Raw genomic sequence first — 21,373 nt, 5'->3', positions numbered from 1 at the left:
CCGCGGCGTCACACTTCCTTTGCCGCGAGGACCTCTTCCTTCGGCTCCTGGGCCGCCAGCCGGCGGTTGCGCCGCACGGAGGACCAGAAGGACCAGGCGATCAGGGCCACACCGATGAGGCCCGTGACGACCTCGGGGACCTCGTACTGGATGGTGATCAGCAGGATCACGGCGAGGGCGCCGATCGCGTAGTGCGCGCCGTGCTCCAGGTAGACGTAGTCGTCGAGGGTGCCCTGGCGGACCAGGTAGACCGTGAGGGACCGGACGTACATGGCGCCGATACCGAGGCCGAGCGCGATGACCACCGGGTCGTTGCTGACCGCGAAGGCGCCGATGACACCGTCGAAGGAGAACGAGGCGTCCAGCACTTCGAGGTACATGAACATGAAGAACGCGGCCTTGCCGACGAGCTTGGCGGCCGAGACCGGCTTTCCGGTCCGCCTGGCCTCCTCCTCGGCCTCGTGCTCCCGCTCCTCCTCCTCTTCGAGCTTGTCCTCGAAGTAGCCGGAGAGACCGCCGACGACCATGTAGGTGATCAGGCCGGCGACGCCGGCGAGCAGCACCGTCGCCGACTTGTCCGCGTGCACGCCGCCGTACTGGTGGGCGTGGACCGCGAAGGTCGTCGCGGTGATGAGCAGGACGATCAGCGCGATGCAGGCCGCCAGCATGTCGACCTTGCCGAGCTTGGCCAGCGGCCGCTCCAGCCAGGCGAGCCACTTGATGTCACGGTCCTCGAAGATGAAGTCGAGGAAGATCATCAGAAGGAACATGCCACCGAACGACGCGATCGCCGGGTGGGCGTCGGTGACCAGTTCCTCGTAACGCGCGTGGTCGTTCAGCGCGAGGTCCACCGCTTCGATGGGGCCGAGTTGCGCGGTGATCGAGACGATCACGACGGGGAACACGAGCCGCATGCCGAAGACGGCGATCAGGATGCCGATGGTGAGGAAGATCTTCTGCCAGAACTCGCTCATCTTCTTCAGCACGCCGGCGTTGACCACCGCGTTGTCGAAGGAGAGCGAGACCTCCAGGACGGACAGGATCGCGACCAGCCCGAAGGCCGTCCATCCCCCGTAGAACACCGCAGCGACCAAGCCGAGCGCAGTGACTGCGAACGACCAGCCGAAGGTTTTCAGAACCACTGGCTACCCAATCGTTGTGTACGGAAGCCTCCCGCCGAACGGGACTCCCCCCGCGCCGCACGCGGCTTTTTACGAAACGTTGACCCCAAAGTCTAGAGCGATGCCCCGGAGCCCCGACGCGTACCCCTGGCCCACCGCCCGGAACTTCCACTCGCCGCCGTACCGGTACAGCTCACCGAAGATCATCGCGGTCTCGGTCGAGGCGTCCTCGCTCAGGTCGTAACGCGCGAGCTCCTGACCGTCGGCCTGGTTGACCACGCGGATGAAGGCGTTGCTGACCTGGCCGAACGTCTGGCCGCGATTGTCGGCGTCATGGATCGAGACCGGAAAGATGATCTTGTCGCAGTGGGCCGGGACCGCGGAGAGGTCGACGATCAGCGACTCGTCGTCCCCGTCGCCCTCACCCGTGAGGTTGTCGCCGGTGTGCGTGACCGAGCCCTCGGGGCTCGTCAGATTGTTGTAGAAGACGAACCACTCGTCGCCGAGCACCCGGCCCGACTGGCAGAGCAGTGCGCTCGCATCGAGGTCGAAGGGCGCTCCGGTGGTGGAGCGCGCGTCCCAGCCGAGCCCGACGAGGACCTGGGTGAGGTTCGGTGCGGCCTTGGAGAGGGAGACATTGCCTCCCTTGGCGAGCGTGACGCCCATGTCGGTGTCCTCCCCTGGATGTGCGGAATTACAGGCGCGTCCGGCGCCGCACGGATGGTGTGCGGCGCCGGCTGCGTTTCTCCGGGGTCGGCCCCCGGACCCCCAGCAGACTGGGACGTACGGGTGTGGCTCAGACGTTGACCCCGAAGTCCTGCGCGATGCCGCGCAGACCCGAGGCGTAGCCCTGGCCGATGGCGCGGAACTTCCACTCCGCTCCGTTGCGGTACAGCTCACCGAAGACCATGGCGGTCTCGGTCGAGGCGTCCTCGCTCAGGTCGTAACGCGCGAGCTCCTCGTTGTTGGCCTGGTTCACCACGCGGATGAACGCGTTGCGGACCTGGCCGAAGGACTGCTGACGGGTCTCGGCGTCGTAGATCGACACCGGGAACACGATCTTCTGAACGTCGGCCGGGACACCGGCGAGGTTCACCTTGATCTGCTCGTCGTCGCCCTCGCCCTCACCGGTGATGTTGTCACCGGTGTGCTCGACCGAGCCGTCGGGGCTCTTCAGGTTGTTGAAGAACACGAAGTTGCCGTCGAGTGCGACCTTGCCCTCGTCGTTCGTCAGCAGGGCGCTGGCGTCGAGGTCGAAGTCGGTCCCGGTGGTGGTGCGGACGTCCCAGCCCAGACCGACGGTGACCGCGGTCAGGTTGGGGGCGGCCTTGGTCAGCGAGACGTTGCCGCCCTTGCTGAGGCTGACTCCCACGAGTCCTCCCATGTGGTTTCAGGGGCAGCGCCCCCGTCGTGCGTTGGCATTCGGATCAACGTGTGGATCCTAGTGACCGGTTCCCGGGTGAGACACCCTTTGGGCCGGGGGGTCCGGGGGTTTGTCCCCCGGAACGGCACAGCGGCCGGGGTCCCCCCGCGGTCGCGGGTGTCGGCCCGGGCGATCAGAGGGTGTCGAGCGCCTTGACGTAGTCGTTCAGGTCACGGGCGTCCGGGAGGCCGTTGACGACGGTCCAGCGCACCACGCCCTCCTTGTCGATGATGAACGTGCCGCGTACCGCGCAGCCCTTCTCCTCGTCGAAGACGCCGTACGCGCGCGAGGTCTCGCCGTGCGGCCAGAAGTCCGACAGCAGCGGGTACTCCAGTCCCTCCTGCTCGGCGAAGACGCGCAGGGTGTGGATGGAGTCGTTGGAGACGGCGAGCAGCTGGGTGTCGTCGTTGACGAACCTCGGCAGCTCGTCGCGGAGCGCGCAGAGCTCACCGGTGCACACCCCGGTGAAGGCGAAGGGGTAGAACAGCAGCACCACGTTCTTCTCGCCGCGGAACCCGGCGAGGCTCACGGTCCGCCCGTGGTTGTCCTTCAGCTCGAAGTCCGGGGCCTTGGTGCCGACCTCGATCGCCATGACTGATGCATCCCTTCGCTCGCCGCTCCGGCGCCGGCCGTGGCCGGCGCGGGTCCGTGTCCGGGCCGCGTCCGGGACCTGCCGGTGCCGTGTCTGTGGCGCCCAGCCTACGCACAGGGCCCCCGCCGGCGGCTGCCGGCGGGGGCCCTGGACTGCTCTGGCTCAGCGCTTGGCCTTGGGCGTGACCAGCCTGCTACCGGTCCAGTCCTTGCCCGCGTTGACGCTCTTCGTCTGCGAGAGGCCGGCCGTCTGGGAGGCCTCGTTGATGTCGCTGGGCTCGACGTAGCCGTCACGGCCGGTCTTAGGCGTCATGAGCCAGACCACTCCGCCGTCGTCGACCAGACCGATGGCGTCCACGAGCGCATCCGTAAGGTCGCCGTCCTCGTCCCGGAACCACAGCAGGACGACGTCAGCGACGTCGTCGTAGTCCTCGTCGACGATTTCCTGGCCGATCACGGCCTCAATGCCCTCACGGAGCTCGTGCTCGACGTCATCGTCATAGCCGATCTCCTGGACCACCTGTCCGGGCTCGAACCCCAGCCTTGCAGCCGGGTTGGTCCGCTCCTCCGCGTGGTCCGCGGTCGCGCTCACGGCTTGCCTCCTGATCTTGTTTCGGAAAATGCTTCAGCCGCGCGCGTACGCGAGGCGTTGGCCCGTAGTCCACACGGGCGGGACGGATCGCGCAAGTACCCGGCCGTCGAGACCGCCGAAACGGTGACGTTTACGGCCGACTCGCCCCAACTCCGGATCGGGCTTCCGTCCGCCCTGGTGAGCCGCGCTCACCCCTTCGCCACCTTTGTACGCTTCCGCACCCACGGTTCGCCAATCGGGGGCGCTTGGTTACCGTTCGGTAGAGATGACGTTTTGCTCCCCGGGGGTACACGATGGTGGCGGCGTAACGACACAGCAACCGACCAGCGAAGGAACAGCGTGGCTTCCGGATCAGATCGCAATCCGATCATCATTGGCGGCCTTCCGAGCCAGGTCCCGGACTTCGATCCGGAGGAGACCCGGGAGTGGCTCGACTCGCTCGACGCCGCCGTCGACGAGCGCGGCCGTGAACGGGCCCGCTACCTCATGCTGCGACTGATCGAGCGGGCCCGCGAGAAGCGCGTGGCCGTGCCCGAGATGCGCAGCACGGACTACGTGAACACCATCGCGACCAAGGACGAGCCGTTCTTCCCCGGCAACGAGGACATCGAGCGCAAGATCCTGAACGCGACCCGCTGGAACGCCGCGGTGATGGTGTCCCGCGCCCAGCGGCCCGGGATCGGCGTCGGCGGACACATCGCCACCTTCGCCTCCTCCGCCTCCCTCTACGACGTGGGCTTCAACCACTTCTTCCGGGGCAAGGACGAGGGCGACGGCGGCGACCAGATCTTCTTCCAGGGCCACGCCTCGCCCGGTATCTACGCGCGCGCGTTCCTGCTGGACCGGCTGAACGAGACGCAGCTCGACGCCTTCCGCCAGGAGAAGTCGAAGTACCCGAACGGTCTGTCGTCGTACCCGCACCCGCGGCTGATGCCCGACTTCTGGGAGTTCCCGACCGTGTCGATGGGCCTCGGCCCGCTCGGCGCGATCTTCCAGGCGCGGATGAACCGCTACATGGAGGCGCGCGACATCGCCGACACCTCCCGCAGCCATGTGTGGGCGTTCCTCGGCGACGGCGAGATGGACGAGCCGGAGTCGCTCGGCCAGCTGTCCATCGCCGCCCGTGAGGGCCTGGACAACCTGACCTTCGTGGTCAACTGCAACCTCCAGCGACTCGACGGCCCGGTGCGCGGCAACGGGAAGATCATCCAGGAGCTGGAGTCGATCTTCCGCGGCGCCGGCTGGAACGTCATCAAGCTGATCTGGGACCGCACCTGGGACCCGCTGCTGGCGCAGGACCGGGACGGTGTGCTGGTCAACCGGCTGAACACGACGCCGGACGGCCAGTTCCAGACGTACGCCACGGAGACCGGCTCGTACATCCGGAAGCACTTCTTCGGCGACGACCACCGGCTGCGCCAGATGGTCGAGGGCATGACCGACCACCAGATCCTGATGCTGGGCCGCGGCGGTCACGACCACCGGAAGATCTACGCCGCGTACGAGGCGGCCCGCGCCCACAAGGGCCAGCCGACCGTGATCCTCGCCCAGACCGTCAAGGGCTGGACGCTCGGCCCGAACTTCGAGGGCCGCAACGCGACCCACCAGATGAAGAAGCTGACGGTCGACGACCTGAAGGGCTTCCGCGACCGGCTGCACCTGCCGATCACGGACGCCCAGCTGGAGAACGGCGCGCCGCCGTACTACCACCCGGGCCGCGACTCGGAGGAGATCCAGTACATGCACGACCGCCGCAAGGGCCTGGGCGGGTACGTCCCGACCCGCGTCGTGCGGTCGAAGCCGCTGGCCCTGCCGGACGACAAGACGTACGCGGCCGTGAAGAAGGGCTCCGGGCAACAGTCGATCGCCACCACGATGGCGTTCGTGCGGCTGCTCAAGGACCTCATGCGGGACAAGGAGATCGGCCGGCGCTTCGTGCTGATCGCGCCGGACGAGTACCGCACGTTCGGCATGGACTCGTTCTTCCCGAGCGCGAAGATCTACAACCCGCTCGGCCAGCAGTACGAGGCCGTGGACCGCGAGCTGCTGCTCGCCTACAAGGAGTCGCCGACCGGACAGATGCTGCACGACGGCATCTCGGAGGCCGGCTGCACGGCCTCGCTGATCGCCGCCGGCTCTGCCTACGCGACGCACGGCGAGCCGCTGATCCCGGTCTACGTCTTCTACTCGATGTTCGGTTTCCAGCGGACCGGCGACCAGTTCTGGCAGATGGCCGACCAGCTCGCGCGCGGTTTCGTCCTGGGCGCCACCGCCGGACGCACGACCCTGACCGGCGAGGGTCTGCAGCACGCGGACGGCCACTCCCAGCTGCTGGCCTCGACGAACCCCGGCTGCGTCGCGTACGACCCGGCCTTCGGCTTCGAGATCGCGCACATCGTCAAGGACGGTCTGCGCCGGATGTACGGCTCGGATGCCGAACACCCGCACGGCGAGGACGTCTTCTACTACCTGACCGTCTACAACGAGCCGATCCAGCACCCGGCCGAGCCCTCGGACGTGGACGTGGACGGCATCCTCAAGGGCATCCACCGCTACCGGGCGGGTGAGGCGGGCCGGATCCCGGCGCAGATCATGGCGTCCGGTGTCGCCGTGCCGTGGGCCGTCGAGGCCCAGCGGATCCTCGCCGAGGAGTGGGACGTCCGGGCCGATGTGTGGTCGGCGACGTCCTGGAACGAGCTGCGGCGCGAGGCCGTCGCCGCCGAGGAGCACAATCTGCTCCACCCGGAGGAAGAGGAGCGCGTCCCGTACGTGACGCGGAAGCTCGGCGACGCGGAGGGCCCGTTCGTGGCCGTCTCCGACTGGATGCGGTCGGTGCCGGACCAGATCTCCCGCTGGGTGCCCGGCCGTTACACCTCGCTGGGCGCGGACGGCTTCGGCTTCGCGGACACGCGCGGCGCGGCCCGCCGGTACTTCCACATCGACGCGCAGTCGATCGTGCTGGCGGTGCTGACCGAGCTGGCGCGCGACGGCAAGATGGACCGCTCGGTGCTGAAGCAGGCCGTGGACCGCTACCAGCTGCTGGACGTGGCGGCGGCGGACCCGGGCCCGGCCGGCGGCGACGCGTAGTTCCTGCCGCAGGGGACGGCCCCCGCGCGCGCCCACGGTGGGCGCGGGCGGGGGCCGTCCCGTACCGCCGCCTACTATGCGGCCCATGAAGGAACAAACCGCGCAGATGCGCTGGGAGGCGCGTACCCAGGGACCGCTGCTGGGGCTCGCCGTGGCGTTCGGCGTCGCGTACGCCGTACCGATCGTGGCACCGGACGCCGAACCCTGGGTGCACGATCTCTGTGCGGTCGTGGAGTGGACGGTCTGGGGCGTCTTCGCCGCCGACTACCTCGTGCGGCTCTGGCTGGCGCCGTACAAGGGACTGTTCGTGCGCAAGCATCCGCTGGATCTGCTGGCGGTGCTGCTGCCGCTCGTGCAGCCGCTGCGGCTGCTGCGGGTGGTCGCCACCCTGCTGCTGGTCGGGCGGCGCGCCCGGATGGCCCCGCAGGTCACGCTGACGACGTACGTGGCGGGCGCGGTCGTCGGGCTGATGATGTTCGGCTCGCTCGCGGTGCTGCACGTCGAGCGGAACGCGCCCGACGGGAACATCAGAACGCTGGGCGACGCCGTGTGGTGGTCGTTCACGACGATGACGACGGTCGGATACGGGGACCACGCGCCGACCACCGGCCTCGGGCGGGTGCTCGCGGTCGGGCTGATGCTCTCCGGTATCGCCCTGCTCGGTGTGGTGACGGCCAACATCGCGGCCTGGTTCATCTCCCGCTTCGAGCGGGACGACGCCGAGGAGCGCCGTCAGACGGCGCTCCTCGAAGCCCTGACCACGGAGGTCAGGGAGCTGCGGGCGGAGGTGGCGCGGCTGTCGGACAGGACGGCGACGTCCCCGCCCGAGGTGCCGGCACAGACCGCCGCTTCCGTTTCCGCTCCTGCTCCTGCTCCTGCTCCTGCTCCTGCTCCTGCTCCTGCTCCTAGTTCTCCCACACCTTGAACGCCCGTACCCGGTAAGGGGACTGCGGGACCCACGTCCCGCCGCCCGGATACGTCTCGAACTCGGCGGTCTCCGCGCACTCCGCCGACTGGTAGGTGGTGACGGGCCGGCCGGTGCGGTTGGCGAGAGCCTGGGCGCTCGCGCCCGCCGGGAGCGCCACGCAGGACTCGATGTCGAGCCCGGACAGCTCGTGGACGTGCCGGGGCCCCGTGAAGTCCGGCTTCTCCCAGAGGCACAGTTCGCCGGGCGCGCAGGCGCCGAGCTGCGGACGCGGCGCGGCGTTGGCTGTGGCTGCGGCGCCTGCGGCTGTCGCTGTGGCTGCGGCGTCTGCGGCTGTGGTCGAGGCGAATGCCGCGGTCAGTGCCAGGGCGGCCGCGAGGACGGTCGTACGCATGGTGGATCAACCCCCGTGTCGATGTGGATCACTCGGCCGCAGCCTGACCCGCGCCGACGCGGGTACGGAAGACCCGCCGGGCCGGTTCATCCTGATAGGCGACAGCCCCGCCGGACACTTCCGGCGGGGCTGTCGTCCCTCACAGGCGTCACGGCGTTGACGTCGGAGGGCCGACGCCGACGCGCCGCTGTCAGATGTGGCCCGCGCCCGCGCCTGCCTCCGCGTTCTCACCGCGCTTGGTGAACAGGGCGACCGCCCCGGCCAGCACCGCGACGATGCCGGCGACGGTGAAGGCCATGCCCATGCCCGAGATGAAGGTCTCGTGCGCGACGTCGGTGATCTGGGCCGCGACCTGCGTCGGGGTCCCGGGGGCGACGGGCGGCATGCCGACCTCGACCGCTTCCTTCGCCAGGCCGAGCTGATCGGGCGAAAGCGGCGGCAGCTTGGCGTCCGCCCAGTTCCCCGCGAGGTCGGAGCTGACCTTGGCCGACATGACCGCGCCCAGCACGGCCGTGCCGAGGCTGCCGCCGACCTGCATGGCGGCCTGCTGCAGACCGCCCGCGACACCGGACAGCTCCAGCGGGGCGTTGCCGACGATGACCTCGGTGGCTCCGACCATGACCGGCGCCAGGCCGAGACCGAGGAGGGCCAGCCAGACGGACAGCGGCAGCGTGCCGGTGTCCGTCGAAAGGGTGGTCATCCCGAACATCGCGACGGCCGTGCACACCATGCCGCCGACGAGCGGGATGCGCGGGCCGAACCTGGTGATGAGCGCTCCGGCGAGCGGCGAGGAGACGATCATCATCGCGGTGAGCGGCAGCAGATGCAGACCGCTGTCCACGGCGCTCATCCCGTGCACGTTCGCCAGGTAGAAGGTGACGAAGAACAGACCGCCCATGAAGGCGAAGGCCATCAGGACCATCAGCACCGTGCCCGCGGTGACCGGGACGGAACGGAACAGCCGCAGCGGGATGAGCGGCTCGGCGACCCGGGTCTCCCAGAAGGCGAACAGCGCGAAGAGGACCAGGGCCCCGGCCAGCCAGCCCAGCGTGCTCGCCGAACCCCAGCCCCACTCGCCGGCCTTGATGAGCGGCCAGATGAGGGCGAACATCGCGCTCGACAGCAGCGCGATGCCGGGGATGTCGAACGACTTCGGCGCGTTCTCGGCGCGGTGGTCCTTGAGGATCACCAGGCCGAGGACGAGCGCGAGGACTCCGACCGGCAGGTTGATGAAGAAGACGGACTGCCAGCTGACGTGCTCGACGAGGACACCGCCGAGGATGGGACCGCCGGCCGTCGAGGCGCCGATGACCATGCCCCAGATGCCGATCGCCATGTTGAGCTTCTCGGCGGGGAAGGTGGCGCGCAGCAGGCCGAGCGCCGCGGGCATCAGCAGGGCGCCGAAGAGGCCCTGGAGCACCCGGAACCCGACCACGAGCGCGATGGAGTCGGACAGGCCGATGGCACCGGAGGCGGCGGCGAAGCCCGCGACACCGATGAGGAAGGTCTGACGGTGGCCGAAGCGGTCACCGAGCTTGCCGGCGGTGATCAGCGCGACGGCGAGCGCCAGCAGGTATCCGTTGGTGATCCACTGGACGTCGGCGAGGGTCGCGCCGAGGTCCTTCTGGATGGCCGGGTTGGCGATGGCGACGATCGTGCCGTCCAGCGCGACCATCATCACGCCGATGGCCACGGAGAAGAGCGTCAGCCAAGGGTGGCCGCGGAGCCCCTTGGCCGGTGCCGGTACGGGACCGTGGTCCACGGGCACCTTGTCGACGGTGGTCTGACTAGTCATGCCGAGCACATTATGTCAGCGTCTGACAGTTGACAAAACATTTCATCAGTCGGTAACTGTCATGTGGCTCACAAGTAGGCTGAGCAGGGGAAAGCAGCACAGAGACGACGGAGGGCGAGCCGACAGGTGACGGGAACCGGACTGCGTGAGCTGAAGAAACAGCGCACCCGAGACGCCCTGCTGCGGGCCGCGCTCGAACTCTTCACGACGCAGGGGTACGAGCACACGACCGTCGACGAGATCGCCGACGCCGTCGAGGTCTCCCAGCGCACCTTCTTCCGGTACTTCGCCAACAAGGAAGAGGTCGCCTTCGCCGTCCAGGACGTCGTCGAGTCCCACTTCGTCGACGCCCTGCGCGCACGGCCCGCCGAGGAGGGCCCGTTCGAGGCCATGCGCAACGCCGTGCGAACCGCCTGGGACACCATCGAAGAGGCCATCGGCGAGGTCGTCCCCGTCGAACTCCACATGCGGGCCTACCAGATGATCGAGTCGACCCCCTCCCTGATCGCCGTCCATCTGCGCCGCTCCGCCGAACTGGACGAGCAGGTCGCCCGGCTGATCGCCGACCGCGAGGGCCTCGACGTCGACACGGACCCCCGGCCGCGCGTCGCCGTCGCCGCCGTCGCCGCGGTGATGCGGGTGACCGGCAGGCTCTGGGGACAGGGCGAGGACCCCAGCCTGGCCGCCATCCGCGAACTGACCGAGAAGTATCTCGACCACCTCGGGCCCGCGCTGGCGACGGACTGGCACAGCCCGGTCGCCGCCGCGTCCCGGGACGCGTCTCACCGTACCTCCGGCGCGCACGGAGAGTAGTCGATTCATCCTCTCGGATGTCCGGACGCGTGATCTCCCTCACGGTCTTCGCGGGCGTCAGTAGGCGCCCCCTAGGCTGTCCCCTCAGTGACTGCTTTCGACTCGTCCCCCACTCTCAACGTCTGGCGCGCCCTTCTCGCTCTTGCCGTTGTGTTCGTGCTGCTCGCCACCACCGGTTGGACCGCCGTACGACATCAGCGCGGTCCCGGTGAGCCCAGACAGGCCGCGCTCGCCGCCTGGGAGCACGCCCGGATCGGGGGCCGTGAGCTGCCCGACCCCGGCTCGCCGGCCGGTCGGCTGTCCGACTTCTTCGCCTCCATCGGGCCCGCGCGGGCGGCCTCGCTCGCCGACCGGCACCCGCTCGTGGTGGGCAATCTCAACGGCGCACCGGTGACGCTGCGCTACCGCGCCAACCGGGTCGCGCTCGCCCAGGCACGCCAGGTGGAGCGGTGGCGCATGCACGACGGCCGGCTCTCTGCGGACGGCCGGCACGACGCGGGCCGGCGGATGCACCGGTACGAGTCCCTGCTGAGCGCAGGCCGGCAGATCCTCGCCTTCGACCCGACGGGCAAGGGCCGGGTGGCCGAGGTGTTCGGCGACCTCGACCGCGCGCAGCGGGTCTCGGTGATCGTCCCTGGAGTCGACACCAACGTCCTGACGTTCGAGAAGACCCGGCGCAAGTACACGGCCCCGGTGGGCATGGCGCAGTCGCTGTACTCGGCGGAGCGGGCCGCCGCCCCCGGCGTGCGTACGGCCGTCATCGCCTGGGCCGACTACACCTCGCCGACCGGGATCGGGCTCGACGCCTCGACCGGCAGGCTCGCCGCGAGCGGCGCGGACCGGCTCGTGGCGCTGACCGGCGCGCTGCCGGGCGACGCCGGGGTCACGCTGTTCTGCCACAGCTACGGCTCGGTGGTGTGCGGGGTCGCCGCGCGTGAACTGCCCGGCCGGGTCGGCGACATGGCTGTGGCCGGCAGCCCCGGCATGCGGGCGCAGACCACGACACAGCTGCGGACGAACGCCCGGGTGTGGGCGATGCGGGACCGCGACGACTGGATCCAGGACGTGCCGTACCTGGAGGTCGGCGGGCTCGGTCACGGCGCCGACCCGATGACGCCGGACTTCGGCGCGCGCCTGCTGTCGGCCGCCGGCGCGATCGGCCACACCGGCTACTTCGAGCCGGGTACGGAGAGCCTCAGCAACCTGGCCGAGATAGGCGTCGGTTCGTACCTCACCTTGAGCTGCGCGGACGGTGAAAGCGCGTGTCGCAGTGGAATTTATGGTGCGCGAGAGGTCTGACGCGCGTAGAGAACGGCGACGGGGCGCATATGACCGTCGTGTGTACGGGGGCGACGCGCGGGCGCACGCCGCATACGATGAGGCACATGGGTGATGTGCTGGCCGGAATTCATGCCACCTGGGAGTTCGAACCGGACTCCGTACTCATCCGCTTCACACGGGGGAACCGCGGCGCACCGAAGCTGTTCCAGGCGCTGGGCGAACGGCGAATCCCCCTCGAAGCGCTCGAGTCGGTGACCCTCTCCCCGGGCAAGCGCGGCACGGTGGTGCTGCACACGGTGCCGAGACCGGGCGCCGATCCGCTGATGGACGCTGCGGCGGGCCAGTTGAAGGACGGCTGCGACCCGTACCGGCTCGTGCTGCCCGCGGAGCGCGAGACGCTCGCGGAGTACTACGCGGACGAACTGCGCGCCGTACTGCCCGGACCGGGGACCGGACCCGCGGGGAGATATCTGGTGGCGTCCTCGGTCGCGGCGCCGCTGCAGTTCAAGGCGTACGACGGAAAGGCCACGTTCGACGGCGACAAGGTGTCGTTCCGCTGGTCGTGGACGGGCGCCTCGTCCGCGAAGTGGAAGGCCGGCGACCAGACGTACGCGGTCTCCGAGCTGAGCGGTGTCGAGTGGCGCTCCCCTGACGTCTTCGACGGCTACCTCCGGCTGCTGCCGCGCGGCGCCGACCCGGCGGCCCGGCCCGCGCAGGCCGACCAGGACCCGGCGGCGGTCGTCTTCGGCCTCGGCTACGGCCCGCTGCACGAGTCCCTGCCCTTCGCCGCGGCCGTTCTGGAAGCGGTCCGCGACGCCACACCGGTCCTGCCCCTGGCACCGGCGGTCCCGCACGATCCGGCGGGAGTCGCGGAGCGAATACGTCATCTCGGGGAGCTGCACAGCGCGGGCCTGGTGACGGACGAGGAGTTCCATGCGAAGAAGGCGGAGCTCCTGGCGGAGCTGTAGGAACCTCGGGGCCCGGGGCCCGGGGGCTGCGGGGCCACCGGGGCCGGTCGGTCGGGCGGCGCTGCGGGCCGACGTCATACCGGGGTATGACGTCCCACCCGGCCCTGCGGTATGACGCCGCGTGCGGCCCGGGTTGCCTACGCTGGGCCGGACATGAGTACCGCACCGCCTTCCACTCCCACGAGGTTCGACCGGGTCCGCGGCGCGCTGCGTGGTGCGGCGAGGTCCGGGCCCGCACTGCGGGCGCGTTCCGCCGCCGGTGAGTCCCTGCGGTCGCTCGGCGCCGCGCTGACCACACCGACCTCGCCGTCCGCGCCGCTGCTCGCGCAGGCGTCGGCCCGCTGGCAGCGATGGCTGCCGTACGTCGTCGCCCTCGCCGCCGTCTGCACGCTGCTGCCGGTGACGATCAGCGTGCTCACCCAGGACTACCGGATGGGCGGCGCGCTCGCGGGCGCCCTGGCCACGGCACAGACCGCCCCGCTGCTCCTCGCCGTGACCCGGCCGCTGCAGGCCTGGTGGATCGTCTTCACCGCCGATGTGCTCGGCGCGGTCGTCCTGCTGAACGCGGACGGCACCGCGGGCAGGAGCTGGCCGTGGACGCCGATGATCGTCGTCGGCTACCTGGTGCTGATGTTCTGCCTGGGGCTGCGCGCTCCGCGCCGCACCATGGTGGCCGTCTGGCTGGTGACCGGTGGGACCGGGTTCCTCCTCGAACTGGTCTCGCAGAAGCTCAGCGACGGCATCCACGTGTTGTTGTTCGTCCTCAGCGGCGTCGTCCTGCTGGTCGCCCACACGCTGCGGATCCGGGGCGACGTCCAGCGGAGGCTGGCCGAGCAGGAGACCATCAGCGAGGCCGAGCGCGCGCAGCGCACCCTGCTGGAGGAACGCGCGCGTATCGCCCGTGAACTGCACGACGTGGTGGCCCACCACATGTCGGTGATCACGGTGCAGGCCGACTCGGCGCCGTACCGGATCCAGGGCCTGCCTCAGGCCGCTCAGGAGGAGTTCGCCACGATCGCCGCCGGAGCCCGGGAGTCGCTGTCGGAGATGCGGCGGCTGCTCGCGGTGCTGCGCAGCGACGGCTCCGAGAGCGAACGGGCGCCGCAGCCGGGGCTCGGCCGGGTGCAGCAACTGGTCGAGGCGACGGTACGGGCCGGGGTGCCGGCCGAGCTGTCGCTCCCGGCCGGGCTGGTCGACGTGCCGCAGGCCGTGGACCTGTCCGCGTACCGCATCGTGCAGGAAGCGCTGTCGAACGTGGTGCGGCACGCCCCGGGCGCACCGACGCGCGTGTCGGTGACCGCGGACGACGAACATCTGACGGTGCTCGTCGTCAACGGCCCCGCGGCCGAACCGGTTTCCGCGCTGGAGACCACCGGCACCGGCCACGGGCTGGTGGGCATGCGCGAGCGCGTACGGTTGACCGGCGGCAGCCTGGACACCGGTCCGCTGCCGGACGGCGGCTTCCGGGTCGCCGCGCGCATGCCGCTGACGACCGTGCCGGACGATGTGAAGGACCCCAGTTGACCATCCGCGTGATCATCGTCGACGACCAGGCCATGGTGCGCGCGGGCTTCGCCGCGCTGCTGTCCGCCCAGGCGGACATCGACGTCGTCGGCGAGGCACCGGACGGCCGGCAGGGTGTGGACCTGGCGCACTCGGCCCACCCCGATGTGGTGCTGATGGACGTGCGGATGCCGGAGCTGGACGGGCTGGCGGCGGCGCGGCAGATCCTGACCCCGCCGCCGGGAGTCGTCCACGTACCGAAGGTGCTGATGCTGACGACCTTCGACATCGACGACTACGTGTACGAGGCGCTGCGCGCCGGGGCGTCCGGCTTTCTGCTGAAGGACGCGCCGCCCGCCGATCTGATCTCGGCGGTACGGATCGTGGCCGCGGGCGAGGCCCTGCTCGCGCCCTCCGTGACCCGCCGCCTGATCGCCGACCTCGTCGACAAGCGCCCGGCCCCGCGCAAGGACCGGGCCGCCCTGCGTCTCAACGGCCTCACCCCGCGCGAGACCGAGGTCCTGGAGCTGATCGCACGCGGCCTGTCCAACCAGGAGATCGCCGAGCACCTCGTCCTCGCCGAGCAGACCGTGAAGACCCACATCGGCCGCATCCTCGCCAAGCTCGGCCTGCGCGACCGCGCGCAAGCGGTCATCTTCGCGTACGAGTCCGGCCTCGTGACCCCTGGAGACCAGTAGTACCCGGGTATCACCGGGCAGTTGGCTCCCCGGTGTGACGCTCCCTCAGGCGTCGTCTTCCTACCTTCCTCTCCGCCACGCAGTCGGAGAAGGAAGAGGGGATCATGCGACGGTTCAGGAGGACTCTCGTCGCCGCGGCGCTCGCGTCGACCGTTGTCGCGAGTACGGCCGGGTGGGCTTCGGGGACCGCCCAGACGCCCGTCACCGGGCCGCCGCCGGGAACCGCCCAGTGGCGGGCCGACCGCTCGCTCGGCCGCGAACTGCCGGACCCGGCGAGCGCGTCACCGGTCGAGATCGCCGCGTTCTTCGCCGCGCTGACGCCCGGTCAGCGGCACGCGCTGGCCGACCGTCATCCGCTCGTCGTCGGCAACCTCGACGGCGCCCCGGTCGCCCTGCGGTACGAGGCCAACGCCCGCGCCCTGGGCGCCGAGGCCGACGGCCGGCGGATCCTCGCGTACGACCCGCGCGGCCGGGGTCAGCTCGCCGAGGTGTACGGGGACCTCGACCACGCCCGGCACATCGCCGTGATCGTGCCCGGCTCGGACATCGACGCCGCCACCTTCAACCGCACGTCCGCGATGGCACGCGCACTGTACGGGGCCACGAACGGGGCCACGCGCGCGGCGGCGAACGAGGCGGCGAACGGGCCTACCGCCGTGGTCGCGTGGGCCGGCTACACCACGCCCCTCGGTGTCGGCATCGACGCCGCCACCGGCGATCTCGCCGAGGCCGGCGCCGAACGGCTGACCAGGTTCACCCGCGGCCTCGCGGCGACCGGCGCACCCGGCGCCACGAAGCCCGCCCTCTTCTGCCACAGCTACGGCTCGGTCGTGTGCGGCCTCGCCGCGCACGAGGCCGGCGCGTCGGACATCGTCGCGTTCGGCTCGCCCGGGATGCGCGCGGACAGCGTCGCCGACCTGGGGACGGACGCCCGGGTCTGGGCCGCGAAGGCCCCTGACGACTGGATCTCCAAGGTCCCGAACGTCGAGTTCGCCGGACTCGGCCACGGAAACGACCCCACCACACCCGAGTTCGGCGCGCGGCGCGTTCCCGCCGACGACACCGACGGCCACACCGGCTACTTCGCGCCGGGTACCTCGTCACTGCGCGCTTTCGCCGCGATCGCCCGGGGAGAGACCCGATGAAGACACTCGCCCCGCTCGCCCCGCTCCCCCGGCTCGCACCCTTCGTCGAGAGGATCGAGTCCTCGACCCCCGCCCACCGCGACCGCGCGATCGACGGACTGCGCGCCCTCGCGCTGCTCGCCGTGCCGACCGGGCACTGGCTGCTCGGCGGGTTCACCCTCGACGCGGACGGCGCGATCCACAACGCGAGCCCGCTGTCCACGTTCGGATCCTTCGCCCCGGTCAGCTGGGTGCTGCAACTGCTGGGGATCTTCTTCCTGGTGGGCGGATACGCCTCGGCGCTCTCCTACCGCCGCCGCCCCGGCAGCCCCGCCGACTGGCTCCGCGGGCGGGTCGCCCGGCTGGGGCGGCCCGTGCTGGGGGTGACCGCGGTGTGGGCGGCGCTGATCGCCGTCCTCTCCGCCGCGGGAGTGCCGCAGGACACGCTGCGGACGGGGGCCACGCTGGTCGTCCAACCGCTGTGGTTCGTGGGCGTGTACGTGGTCGTCACCGCCCTGACCCCGCTGTGCGTACGGGCCGCCCGGCGCATGGGCGGCTGGGCAGCGGCGCCGTTGCTGCTGTCCGTCGCCGCCGTCGACTTCCTGCGCTACGGGCCGTACGCCGACGCCGTGCCGTCCTGGCTGAGCGTGCTCAACATCCTTCCTGGCTGGCTCTTCGCCTACCAACTCGGCGTGTCCTGGGGCGAGAAGCGCATCGGGAAGCGGGGCGGGGTGCTGCTGCTGGCCGGCGGGGCGGTCCTGTTCGCCGTGCTGCTCGTCGCCTTCCACTACCCGGCGTCGATGGTCGGCGTCCCGGGTGAGGCCCGCACCAACTCCCATCCGCCGTCGCTGCTGGTCCTCGCCCTGGCCTCGGCACAGAGCGGCGCGGCGATCCTGCTGCGCGAGCGGCTCGGGCGGCTGCTGGCACGGCCCGCGCTGTGGGCGCCGGTCGTCGTGGTCAACCTCTCGGCGATGACGATCCTGTGCTGGCACCAGACGGCGATGCTCGCTGCGGCGGTTCCCGCCTCCTACGCGGGCGCGCTCCCGGGCCTGACGACGGCGCCCGACTCGCTCGGATGGGTCCTGGCCCGGCTGGCCTGGATGCCGCTCTTCGCGGCCCTGCTGATCCTGATCGGCCGCCACGCACGCGTCTTCGAGTCCCCCTGGCGCACGGCGGGACCGGCCCGCCGCGCGGTGGCGGGCGTCCTGGCTGCGGGCTTCGCGGCGTTCGCGCTGGGCCTGACGTGAACCGCGGTGTGTGGACCGCCCTCCGTGCCGCGGGGCGGCCCACCCGCGGTGCCTGGCGTCCGCTCCCGTTACTCCCGTGTGTCCGACAGCGACGTCATCTCCGGGTAGCGGTCCCCCACGACGCGCCCCGCGATCGGCTCCAGCAGGGCCAGTTCGTCCTCGGTCAGCGTGATCCGCGTCGCGCCGGTGTTCTCCTCCAGCCTGGAGCGCTTGCGGGTACCGGGGATCGGGACGACCGGCAGGCCGTGGACCTGGGCCCTTTGCTGGACCCAGGCGAGGGCGATCTGCGCCGGCGTCGCCCCGTGCGCCGCCGCGATCTTCCGCACCGGCTCCAGCAGCGCCGCGTTGAGGGCCGCGTTGTCGCCCGTGAAGCGCGGCTGGCGGCGCCGGAAGTCACCTTCGGACAGTTCCCCGGCGTCGGCGAAGGCGCCGGTCAGAAAGCCCCGTCCGAGCGGCGAGTACGGCACCAGCGCCACGCCCAGCTCCGCCGCGGCACCCACCGCGCTCCGCTCCACGGAACGGCTGAAGAGCGACCACTCCGACTGCAGCGCGGAGATCGGGTGCACGGCGTGCGCCTCGCGCAGTTCCGGCCCGGTCACCTCGCTCAGCCCGAGGTGGCGCACCTTGCCCGCCGCCACCAGTTCGGCCATCGCTCCGACCGAGTCGACGAACGGCACCTCCGGGTCGCGCCGGTGCATGTAGTAGAGGTCGATGACATCGACGCCGAGCCGCCGCAGACTGCCCTCGACGGACTCACGGATGTACGCGGGGTCGTTGCGGACGGCGCGGAACTGCGGATCGTCCGTCCGTAGGATCGAGAACTTCGTCGCCAGGGTGATCTCGTCGCGGTGCGCGGTCACGAACGGCTTCAGGAACTCCTCGTTGGCGCCGCGCCCGTACACGTCGGCCGTGTCGAAGAGCGTCACCCCCGCGGCCAGGGCCGCTTCGAGCGTGTCGCGCGCGGCGGCCTCGTCCGTCCGGCCGTAGAACTCGCTCATGCCCATGCAGCCGAGTCCCTGCACGCCGACCTCGGGCCCCTGCGCGCCGAGTCGTATCCGGTCGATCATGGTGTCCGTCATGGGCTCAGGCCCTCTCCGGCGCCCGCTGGGCGTCTGCGTAGAAGCCGATCTTGTGGTCGAGCACGGCGAGCGTGTCCTGGAGCTCGGCGATCCTGGCGATGACGTCGCGCCGTGTCGCCTCCAGGAGGTCCTGCCGCTGCTGGTAGGTGTGCTCGCCCTCGCGCAGCATCTCGGCGTAGCGGACCATGTCCGCCACCGGCATCCCGGTCCGCCGCAGCTTGCCGACGAAGCTCAGCCAGTCGAGGTCGCGGTTGCGAAAGCGCCGCTGTCCGGTGTGCGAGCGGTCGATGTGCGGCATCAGCCCGATCCGCTCGTACCAGCGCAGTGTGTGCGCGCTCAACCCGGTCCGGTCGACGACCTCGCTGATCGTGTAGTGGTCGTGTCCGTCGGGCCGCGGGTGGGCGGGGGGCGCGGCCACGCAGATGTCGGTCGTCGCGGATGTGGTTTCCAGCACCGTCATGACCTCCACGCTAGAAGGTTGGAGTGCACTCCAAGCAAGCGAATACCGAAGGAAGGCGGGGCGGAAAAGCGTCGGCGCCACCGGTGCCGGTCCGGCTAGCCTCGCCGTCCATGAGCCTGGCACGCCGCGCCCGCCCCGACGACGCCGAAGAGCTGGTACGACTGCGTACCGTCATGCTGGGGACACTCGCCTTCCCGGCCTCCGACACCGGCTGGCAGACCACCGCGGCCGAGACCCTGCGCCGACGCCTCGGCGACCTTGGCGGCGATCTGGCCGCGTTCGTGGTCGAGCGGCCCGAGGGGCTCGCCGCCTGCGCCGTCGGCACGATCGAGCACCGCCTCGGCGGCCCCGGCAACCCCACCGGTACGACCGGCTACGTCTTCAGCGTAGCCACCGATCCCGACCGGCGTCGCCGCGGCCACTCGCGCGCCTGCGTGGAGGCGCTGCTCGACTGGTTCCGCGAGCGCGGCGTCCGCAGGGTCGACCTGCGGGCGTCCGAGGAGGGCGAGCCGCTGTACGCCTCCCTCGGCTTCGTCCGGACCCCCGATCCGGCCATGAGGCTGACCCTTTAGGCTCGTACGCATGCAGAGCCTGGCGATGATCGAGAACTGGCCCGTCCCCACCGCGGCCGCCGCCGTCGTCCTCGCCGACGGCACCGTCGCGGGCGCCGCCGGCCCCACCGGGCAGCGCTTCCCGCTGGCCTCGGTCACCAAGCCGCTCGCCGCGTACGCCGCGCTCGTCGCGTACGAGGAGGGCGCCGTCGAGCTGGACGAGCCGGCCGGGCCCGAGGGTTCCACCGTGCGTCATCTGCTCGCACACACCAGCGGACTCGCCTTCGACGAGCACCGGGCGACCGCCGCTCCCGGCACCCGCAGGCTGTACTCGAACGCCGGCTTCGAGGTGCTCGGCGACCACATCGCGAAGGCGACCGACATCCCGTTCGCGGAGTATCTGCGCCAGGCGGTGCTGGAGCCGCTGGGCATGACGTCCACGACGCTCGACGGCTCACCGGCGAAGGACGGCGTCTCGACGGTCGACGATCTCGTGCGGTTCGCGGCGGAGCTGCAGGCGCCACGGCTCCTCGACGCCAGGACCGTCCTGGAGGCGATGTCCGTCGTCCACCCGGGGCTGTCCGGCATCCTGCCGGGCTACGGGCACCAGAAGCCCAACGACTGGGGACTCGGCTTCGAGATCCGCGACGGCAAGTCCCCGCACTGGACGGGCTCCACGTCCTCACCCCGCGCCTTCGGGCACTTCGGCCAGTCCGGCACCTTCCTGTGGATCGACCCGGACGCGGGCGCCGCGTGCGTGGCGCTGGCCGACCGCGCCTTCGGGCCGTGGGCGGTCGAGGCGTGGCCGCCGTTCACCGACGCCGTACTGGCGGAGTTGCGTGCGACGCGCCGGTAGGCCTCCCGCCCGGCGGGGACGGCGTGCGGCGAACTCGGGCGTTCACGCGGAGAGTTCCCACATCAGTACCTCGGAGGCCACGGCGGCGGCGAGTTCGAGACCGTCGGCGTCGGTGATGCGTGCCGCGTCCCCCGGACCGAGGTCGTCGCCGTCGATGCGGACGACTCCGCGGACGACGTGCACGTACACGTACGGTGCGTCCGGGACCGCGGTCCGCTCGTCGGCCGCGAGCCGCCGTACGTGCAGCATCGCCCCGGCCTCCGGCAGCGCGTACGGCGTCGAGTCGGCGATGCCGCGCACGATGTCGTACGACGGCTCCCCGCCCGGGTCCTTCGGCGCGAGCCACATCTGCACGAACGTCAGGGGAACACCGGCGTCGTTGCGCTCGCTGTGCCGCACGCCGCCGGCCGAGCTGAGCCGCTGCACGTCTCCGGGCCGTACGACGGTGGCGTGCCCCGTGGAGTCCCGGTGGGTCAACTCGCCGTCCACCACCCAGGTCACGATCTCGGTGTGGCTGTGCGGGTGCTCGTCGAACCCGGCGCCGGGGGCGAGGCGCTCCTCGTTGCAGGCGATGACCGGACCGAAGCGGAGATTGTCCGGGTCGTAGAACCGCCCGAACGAGAACGCGTGCAGGGACTCGATACCCGCGGCTTCGTCCCCACCGCGGAAGCGCCCTCCGGCGCGCCGTACGGAAATCACGTCTCTACGGTAGACGCCCGTCGCCCGCCCGCGGCGGGCCTTTCCCCGCCCGCCCTCTCCCGGGAACGGGGGCGGGCCCCCGCAGGCGGGCAGGGCCTCGACCGCGTCCTGCGTCGCCGGCCCGGTTCCGTCCGCCGCCGGGGAGCCGGGTCGCGCGTGGAGGGCG

The 21,373-nt window shown here is 71.0% G+C and carries 21 protein-coding genes; 11 read left to right on the top strand and 10 right to left on the bottom strand.

Going from position 1 to position 21,373, the window contains the following annotated elements; translation table 11 throughout:
• Positions 1 to 8: 8 nt before the first annotated feature.
• From ACIQMR_RS01015 to ACIQMR_RS00995, 5 genes are all read right to left on the bottom strand, one after another.
• Positions 9 to 1,142 carry a DUF475 domain-containing protein gene (locus ACIQMR_RS01015; protein ID WP_401381382.1) on the bottom strand — a complete coding sequence of 378 codons (1,134 nt, stop codon included), beginning with the start codon at positions 1,140 to 1,142 and terminating at the stop codon, positions 9 to 11.
• A gap of 69 nt (positions 1,143 to 1,211) precedes the next feature.
• Complete coding sequence (locus ACIQMR_RS01010; protein ID WP_266374430.1) at positions 1,212 to 1,787, bottom strand: TerD family protein; 576 nt, start codon at positions 1,785 to 1,787, stop codon at positions 1,212 to 1,214.
• Positions 1,788 to 1,917: 130 nt separating this feature from the next.
• Positions 1,918 to 2,493: a TerD family protein gene (locus ACIQMR_RS01005; RefSeq protein WP_401381379.1), complete on the bottom strand. Its 576-nt coding sequence runs from the start codon at positions 2,491 to 2,493 to the stop codon at positions 1,918 to 1,920.
• 184 nt (positions 2,494 to 2,677) lie between these two features.
• The gene (locus tag ACIQMR_RS01000) at positions 2,678 to 3,136 is read right to left on the bottom strand and encodes a peroxiredoxin (protein WP_266374428.1); all 459 of its coding nucleotides are present in this window, start codon (positions 3,134 to 3,136) and stop codon (positions 2,678 to 2,680) included.
• A gap of 162 nt (positions 3,137 to 3,298) precedes the next feature.
• Complete coding sequence (locus ACIQMR_RS00995; RefSeq protein WP_266374427.1) at positions 3,299 to 3,727, bottom strand: DUF3052 domain-containing protein; 429 nt, start codon at positions 3,725 to 3,727, stop codon at positions 3,299 to 3,301.
• A 339-nt stretch (positions 3,728 to 4,066) separates the two neighbouring features.
• Between ACIQMR_RS00995 and aceE the strand changes: the two genes are divergently transcribed.
• Both aceE and ACIQMR_RS00985 read left to right on the top strand, forming a co-directional pair.
• A complete protein-coding gene (aceE, locus tag ACIQMR_RS00990) occupies positions 4,067 to 6,814 on the top strand; it encodes a pyruvate dehydrogenase (acetyl-transferring), homodimeric type (RefSeq protein WP_401381376.1) in 2,748 nt (915 codons plus the stop codon).
• 85 nt (positions 6,815 to 6,899) lie between these two features.
• On the top strand, positions 6,900 to 7,739 hold the full coding sequence (locus tag ACIQMR_RS00985; RefSeq protein WP_401381373.1) for a potassium channel family protein: 840 nt from the start codon (positions 6,900 to 6,902) through the stop codon (positions 7,737 to 7,739).
• Here ACIQMR_RS00985 and ACIQMR_RS00980 read toward each other — a convergent pair.
• Together ACIQMR_RS00980 and ACIQMR_RS00975 are read right to left on the bottom strand one after the other, a co-directional pair.
• Positions 7,720 to 8,133, bottom strand: a complete 414-nt coding sequence (locus ACIQMR_RS00980; RefSeq protein ID WP_401381371.1) for a peptidase inhibitor family I36 protein — start codon at positions 8,131 to 8,133, stop codon at positions 7,720 to 7,722. The genes ACIQMR_RS00985 and ACIQMR_RS00980 overlap by 20 nt on opposite strands.
• Positions 8,134 to 8,323: 190 nt before the next feature.
• Entirely contained in the window at positions 8,324 to 9,928 is a 1,605-nt protein-coding gene (locus tag ACIQMR_RS00975; protein ID WP_401381369.1) for an MFS transporter, read from the bottom strand.
• A gap of 126 nt (positions 9,929 to 10,054) precedes the next feature.
• Here ACIQMR_RS00975 and ACIQMR_RS00970 point away from each other — a divergent pair, with 126 nt between their 5' ends.
• The 7 genes from ACIQMR_RS00970 to ACIQMR_RS00940 all read left to right on the top strand — a co-directional run bounded on the left by ACIQMR_RS00970 (position 10,055) and on the right by ACIQMR_RS00940 (position 17,562).
• Positions 10,055 to 10,741, top strand: a complete 687-nt coding sequence (locus tag ACIQMR_RS00970; RefSeq protein WP_401381367.1) for a TetR/AcrR family transcriptional regulator — start codon at positions 10,055 to 10,057, stop codon at positions 10,739 to 10,741.
• Between the two features lie 87 nt (positions 10,742 to 10,828).
• Entirely contained in the window at positions 10,829 to 12,040 is a 1,212-nt protein-coding gene (locus ACIQMR_RS00965) for an alpha/beta hydrolase (protein WP_401381364.1), read from the top strand.
• Between the two features lie 86 nt (positions 12,041 to 12,126).
• A complete protein-coding gene (locus tag ACIQMR_RS00960) occupies positions 12,127 to 12,990 on the top strand; it encodes a DUF4429 domain-containing protein (RefSeq protein ID WP_401381361.1) in 864 nt (287 codons plus the stop codon).
• Positions 12,991 to 13,143: 153 nt separating this feature from the next.
• The gene (locus ACIQMR_RS00955) at positions 13,144 to 14,514 is read left to right on the top strand and encodes a sensor histidine kinase (protein WP_401381358.1); all 1,371 of its coding nucleotides are present in this window, start codon (positions 13,144 to 13,146) and stop codon (positions 14,512 to 14,514) included.
• Positions 14,511 to 15,191 (top strand): response regulator, encoded by a 681-nt coding sequence (locus ACIQMR_RS00950; RefSeq protein WP_401381355.1) that lies wholly within the window; start codon positions 14,511 to 14,513, stop codon positions 15,189 to 15,191. The genes ACIQMR_RS00955 and ACIQMR_RS00950 overlap by 4 nt, the downstream gene beginning before the upstream one ends.
• 104 nt (positions 15,192 to 15,295) lie before the next feature.
• Entirely contained in the window at positions 15,296 to 16,336 is a 1,041-nt protein-coding gene (locus ACIQMR_RS00945) for an alpha/beta hydrolase (RefSeq protein WP_401381352.1), read from the top strand.
• The gene (locus tag ACIQMR_RS00940; protein WP_401381349.1) at positions 16,333 to 17,562 is read left to right on the top strand and encodes an acyltransferase; all 1,230 of its coding nucleotides are present in this window, start codon (positions 16,333 to 16,335) and stop codon (positions 17,560 to 17,562) included. The genes ACIQMR_RS00945 and ACIQMR_RS00940 overlap by 4 nt, the downstream gene beginning before the upstream one ends.
• A 68-nt stretch (positions 17,563 to 17,630) precedes the next feature.
• Here ACIQMR_RS00940 and ACIQMR_RS00935 read toward each other — a convergent pair whose 3' ends face one another.
• The gene (locus ACIQMR_RS00935; RefSeq protein WP_401381346.1) at positions 17,631 to 18,641 is read right to left on the bottom strand and encodes an aldo/keto reductase; all 1,011 of its coding nucleotides are present in this window, start codon (positions 18,639 to 18,641) and stop codon (positions 17,631 to 17,633) included.
• Between the two features lie 4 nt (positions 18,642 to 18,645).
• Complete coding sequence (locus tag ACIQMR_RS00930) at positions 18,646 to 19,101, bottom strand: MerR family transcriptional regulator (protein ID WP_401381344.1); 456 nt, start codon at positions 19,099 to 19,101, stop codon at positions 18,646 to 18,648.
• A 110-nt stretch (positions 19,102 to 19,211) separates the two neighbouring features.
• Here ACIQMR_RS00930 and ACIQMR_RS00925 point away from each other — a divergent pair, with 110 nt between their 5' ends.
• Both ACIQMR_RS00925 and ACIQMR_RS00920 read left to right on the top strand, forming a co-directional pair.
• Positions 19,212 to 19,673, top strand: a complete 462-nt coding sequence (locus tag ACIQMR_RS00925; RefSeq protein ID WP_401381341.1) for a GNAT family N-acetyltransferase — start codon at positions 19,212 to 19,214, stop codon at positions 19,671 to 19,673.
• A gap of 10 nt (positions 19,674 to 19,683) precedes the next feature.
• Complete coding sequence (locus ACIQMR_RS00920; protein ID WP_401381339.1) at positions 19,684 to 20,508, top strand: serine hydrolase domain-containing protein; 825 nt, start codon at positions 19,684 to 19,686, stop codon at positions 20,506 to 20,508.
• A gap of 42 nt (positions 20,509 to 20,550) precedes the next feature.
• Here the strand turns inward: ACIQMR_RS00920 and ACIQMR_RS00915 are convergent, their stop codons facing one another.
• The gene (locus ACIQMR_RS00915) at positions 20,551 to 21,207 is read right to left on the bottom strand and encodes a pirin family protein (RefSeq protein ID WP_401381337.1); all 657 of its coding nucleotides are present in this window, start codon (positions 21,205 to 21,207) and stop codon (positions 20,551 to 20,553) included.
• Positions 21,208 to 21,373: the final 166 nt, after the last annotated feature.

The organism is Streptomyces sp. NPDC091376 (assembly GCF_044757085.1).
GTDB lineage: Bacteria > Actinomycetota > Actinomycetes > Streptomycetales > Streptomycetaceae > Streptomyces > Streptomyces pratisoli.
Note: the sequence above shows the minus strand (reverse complement) of the source record. Positions and strands in the feature narration are given on the sequence as shown.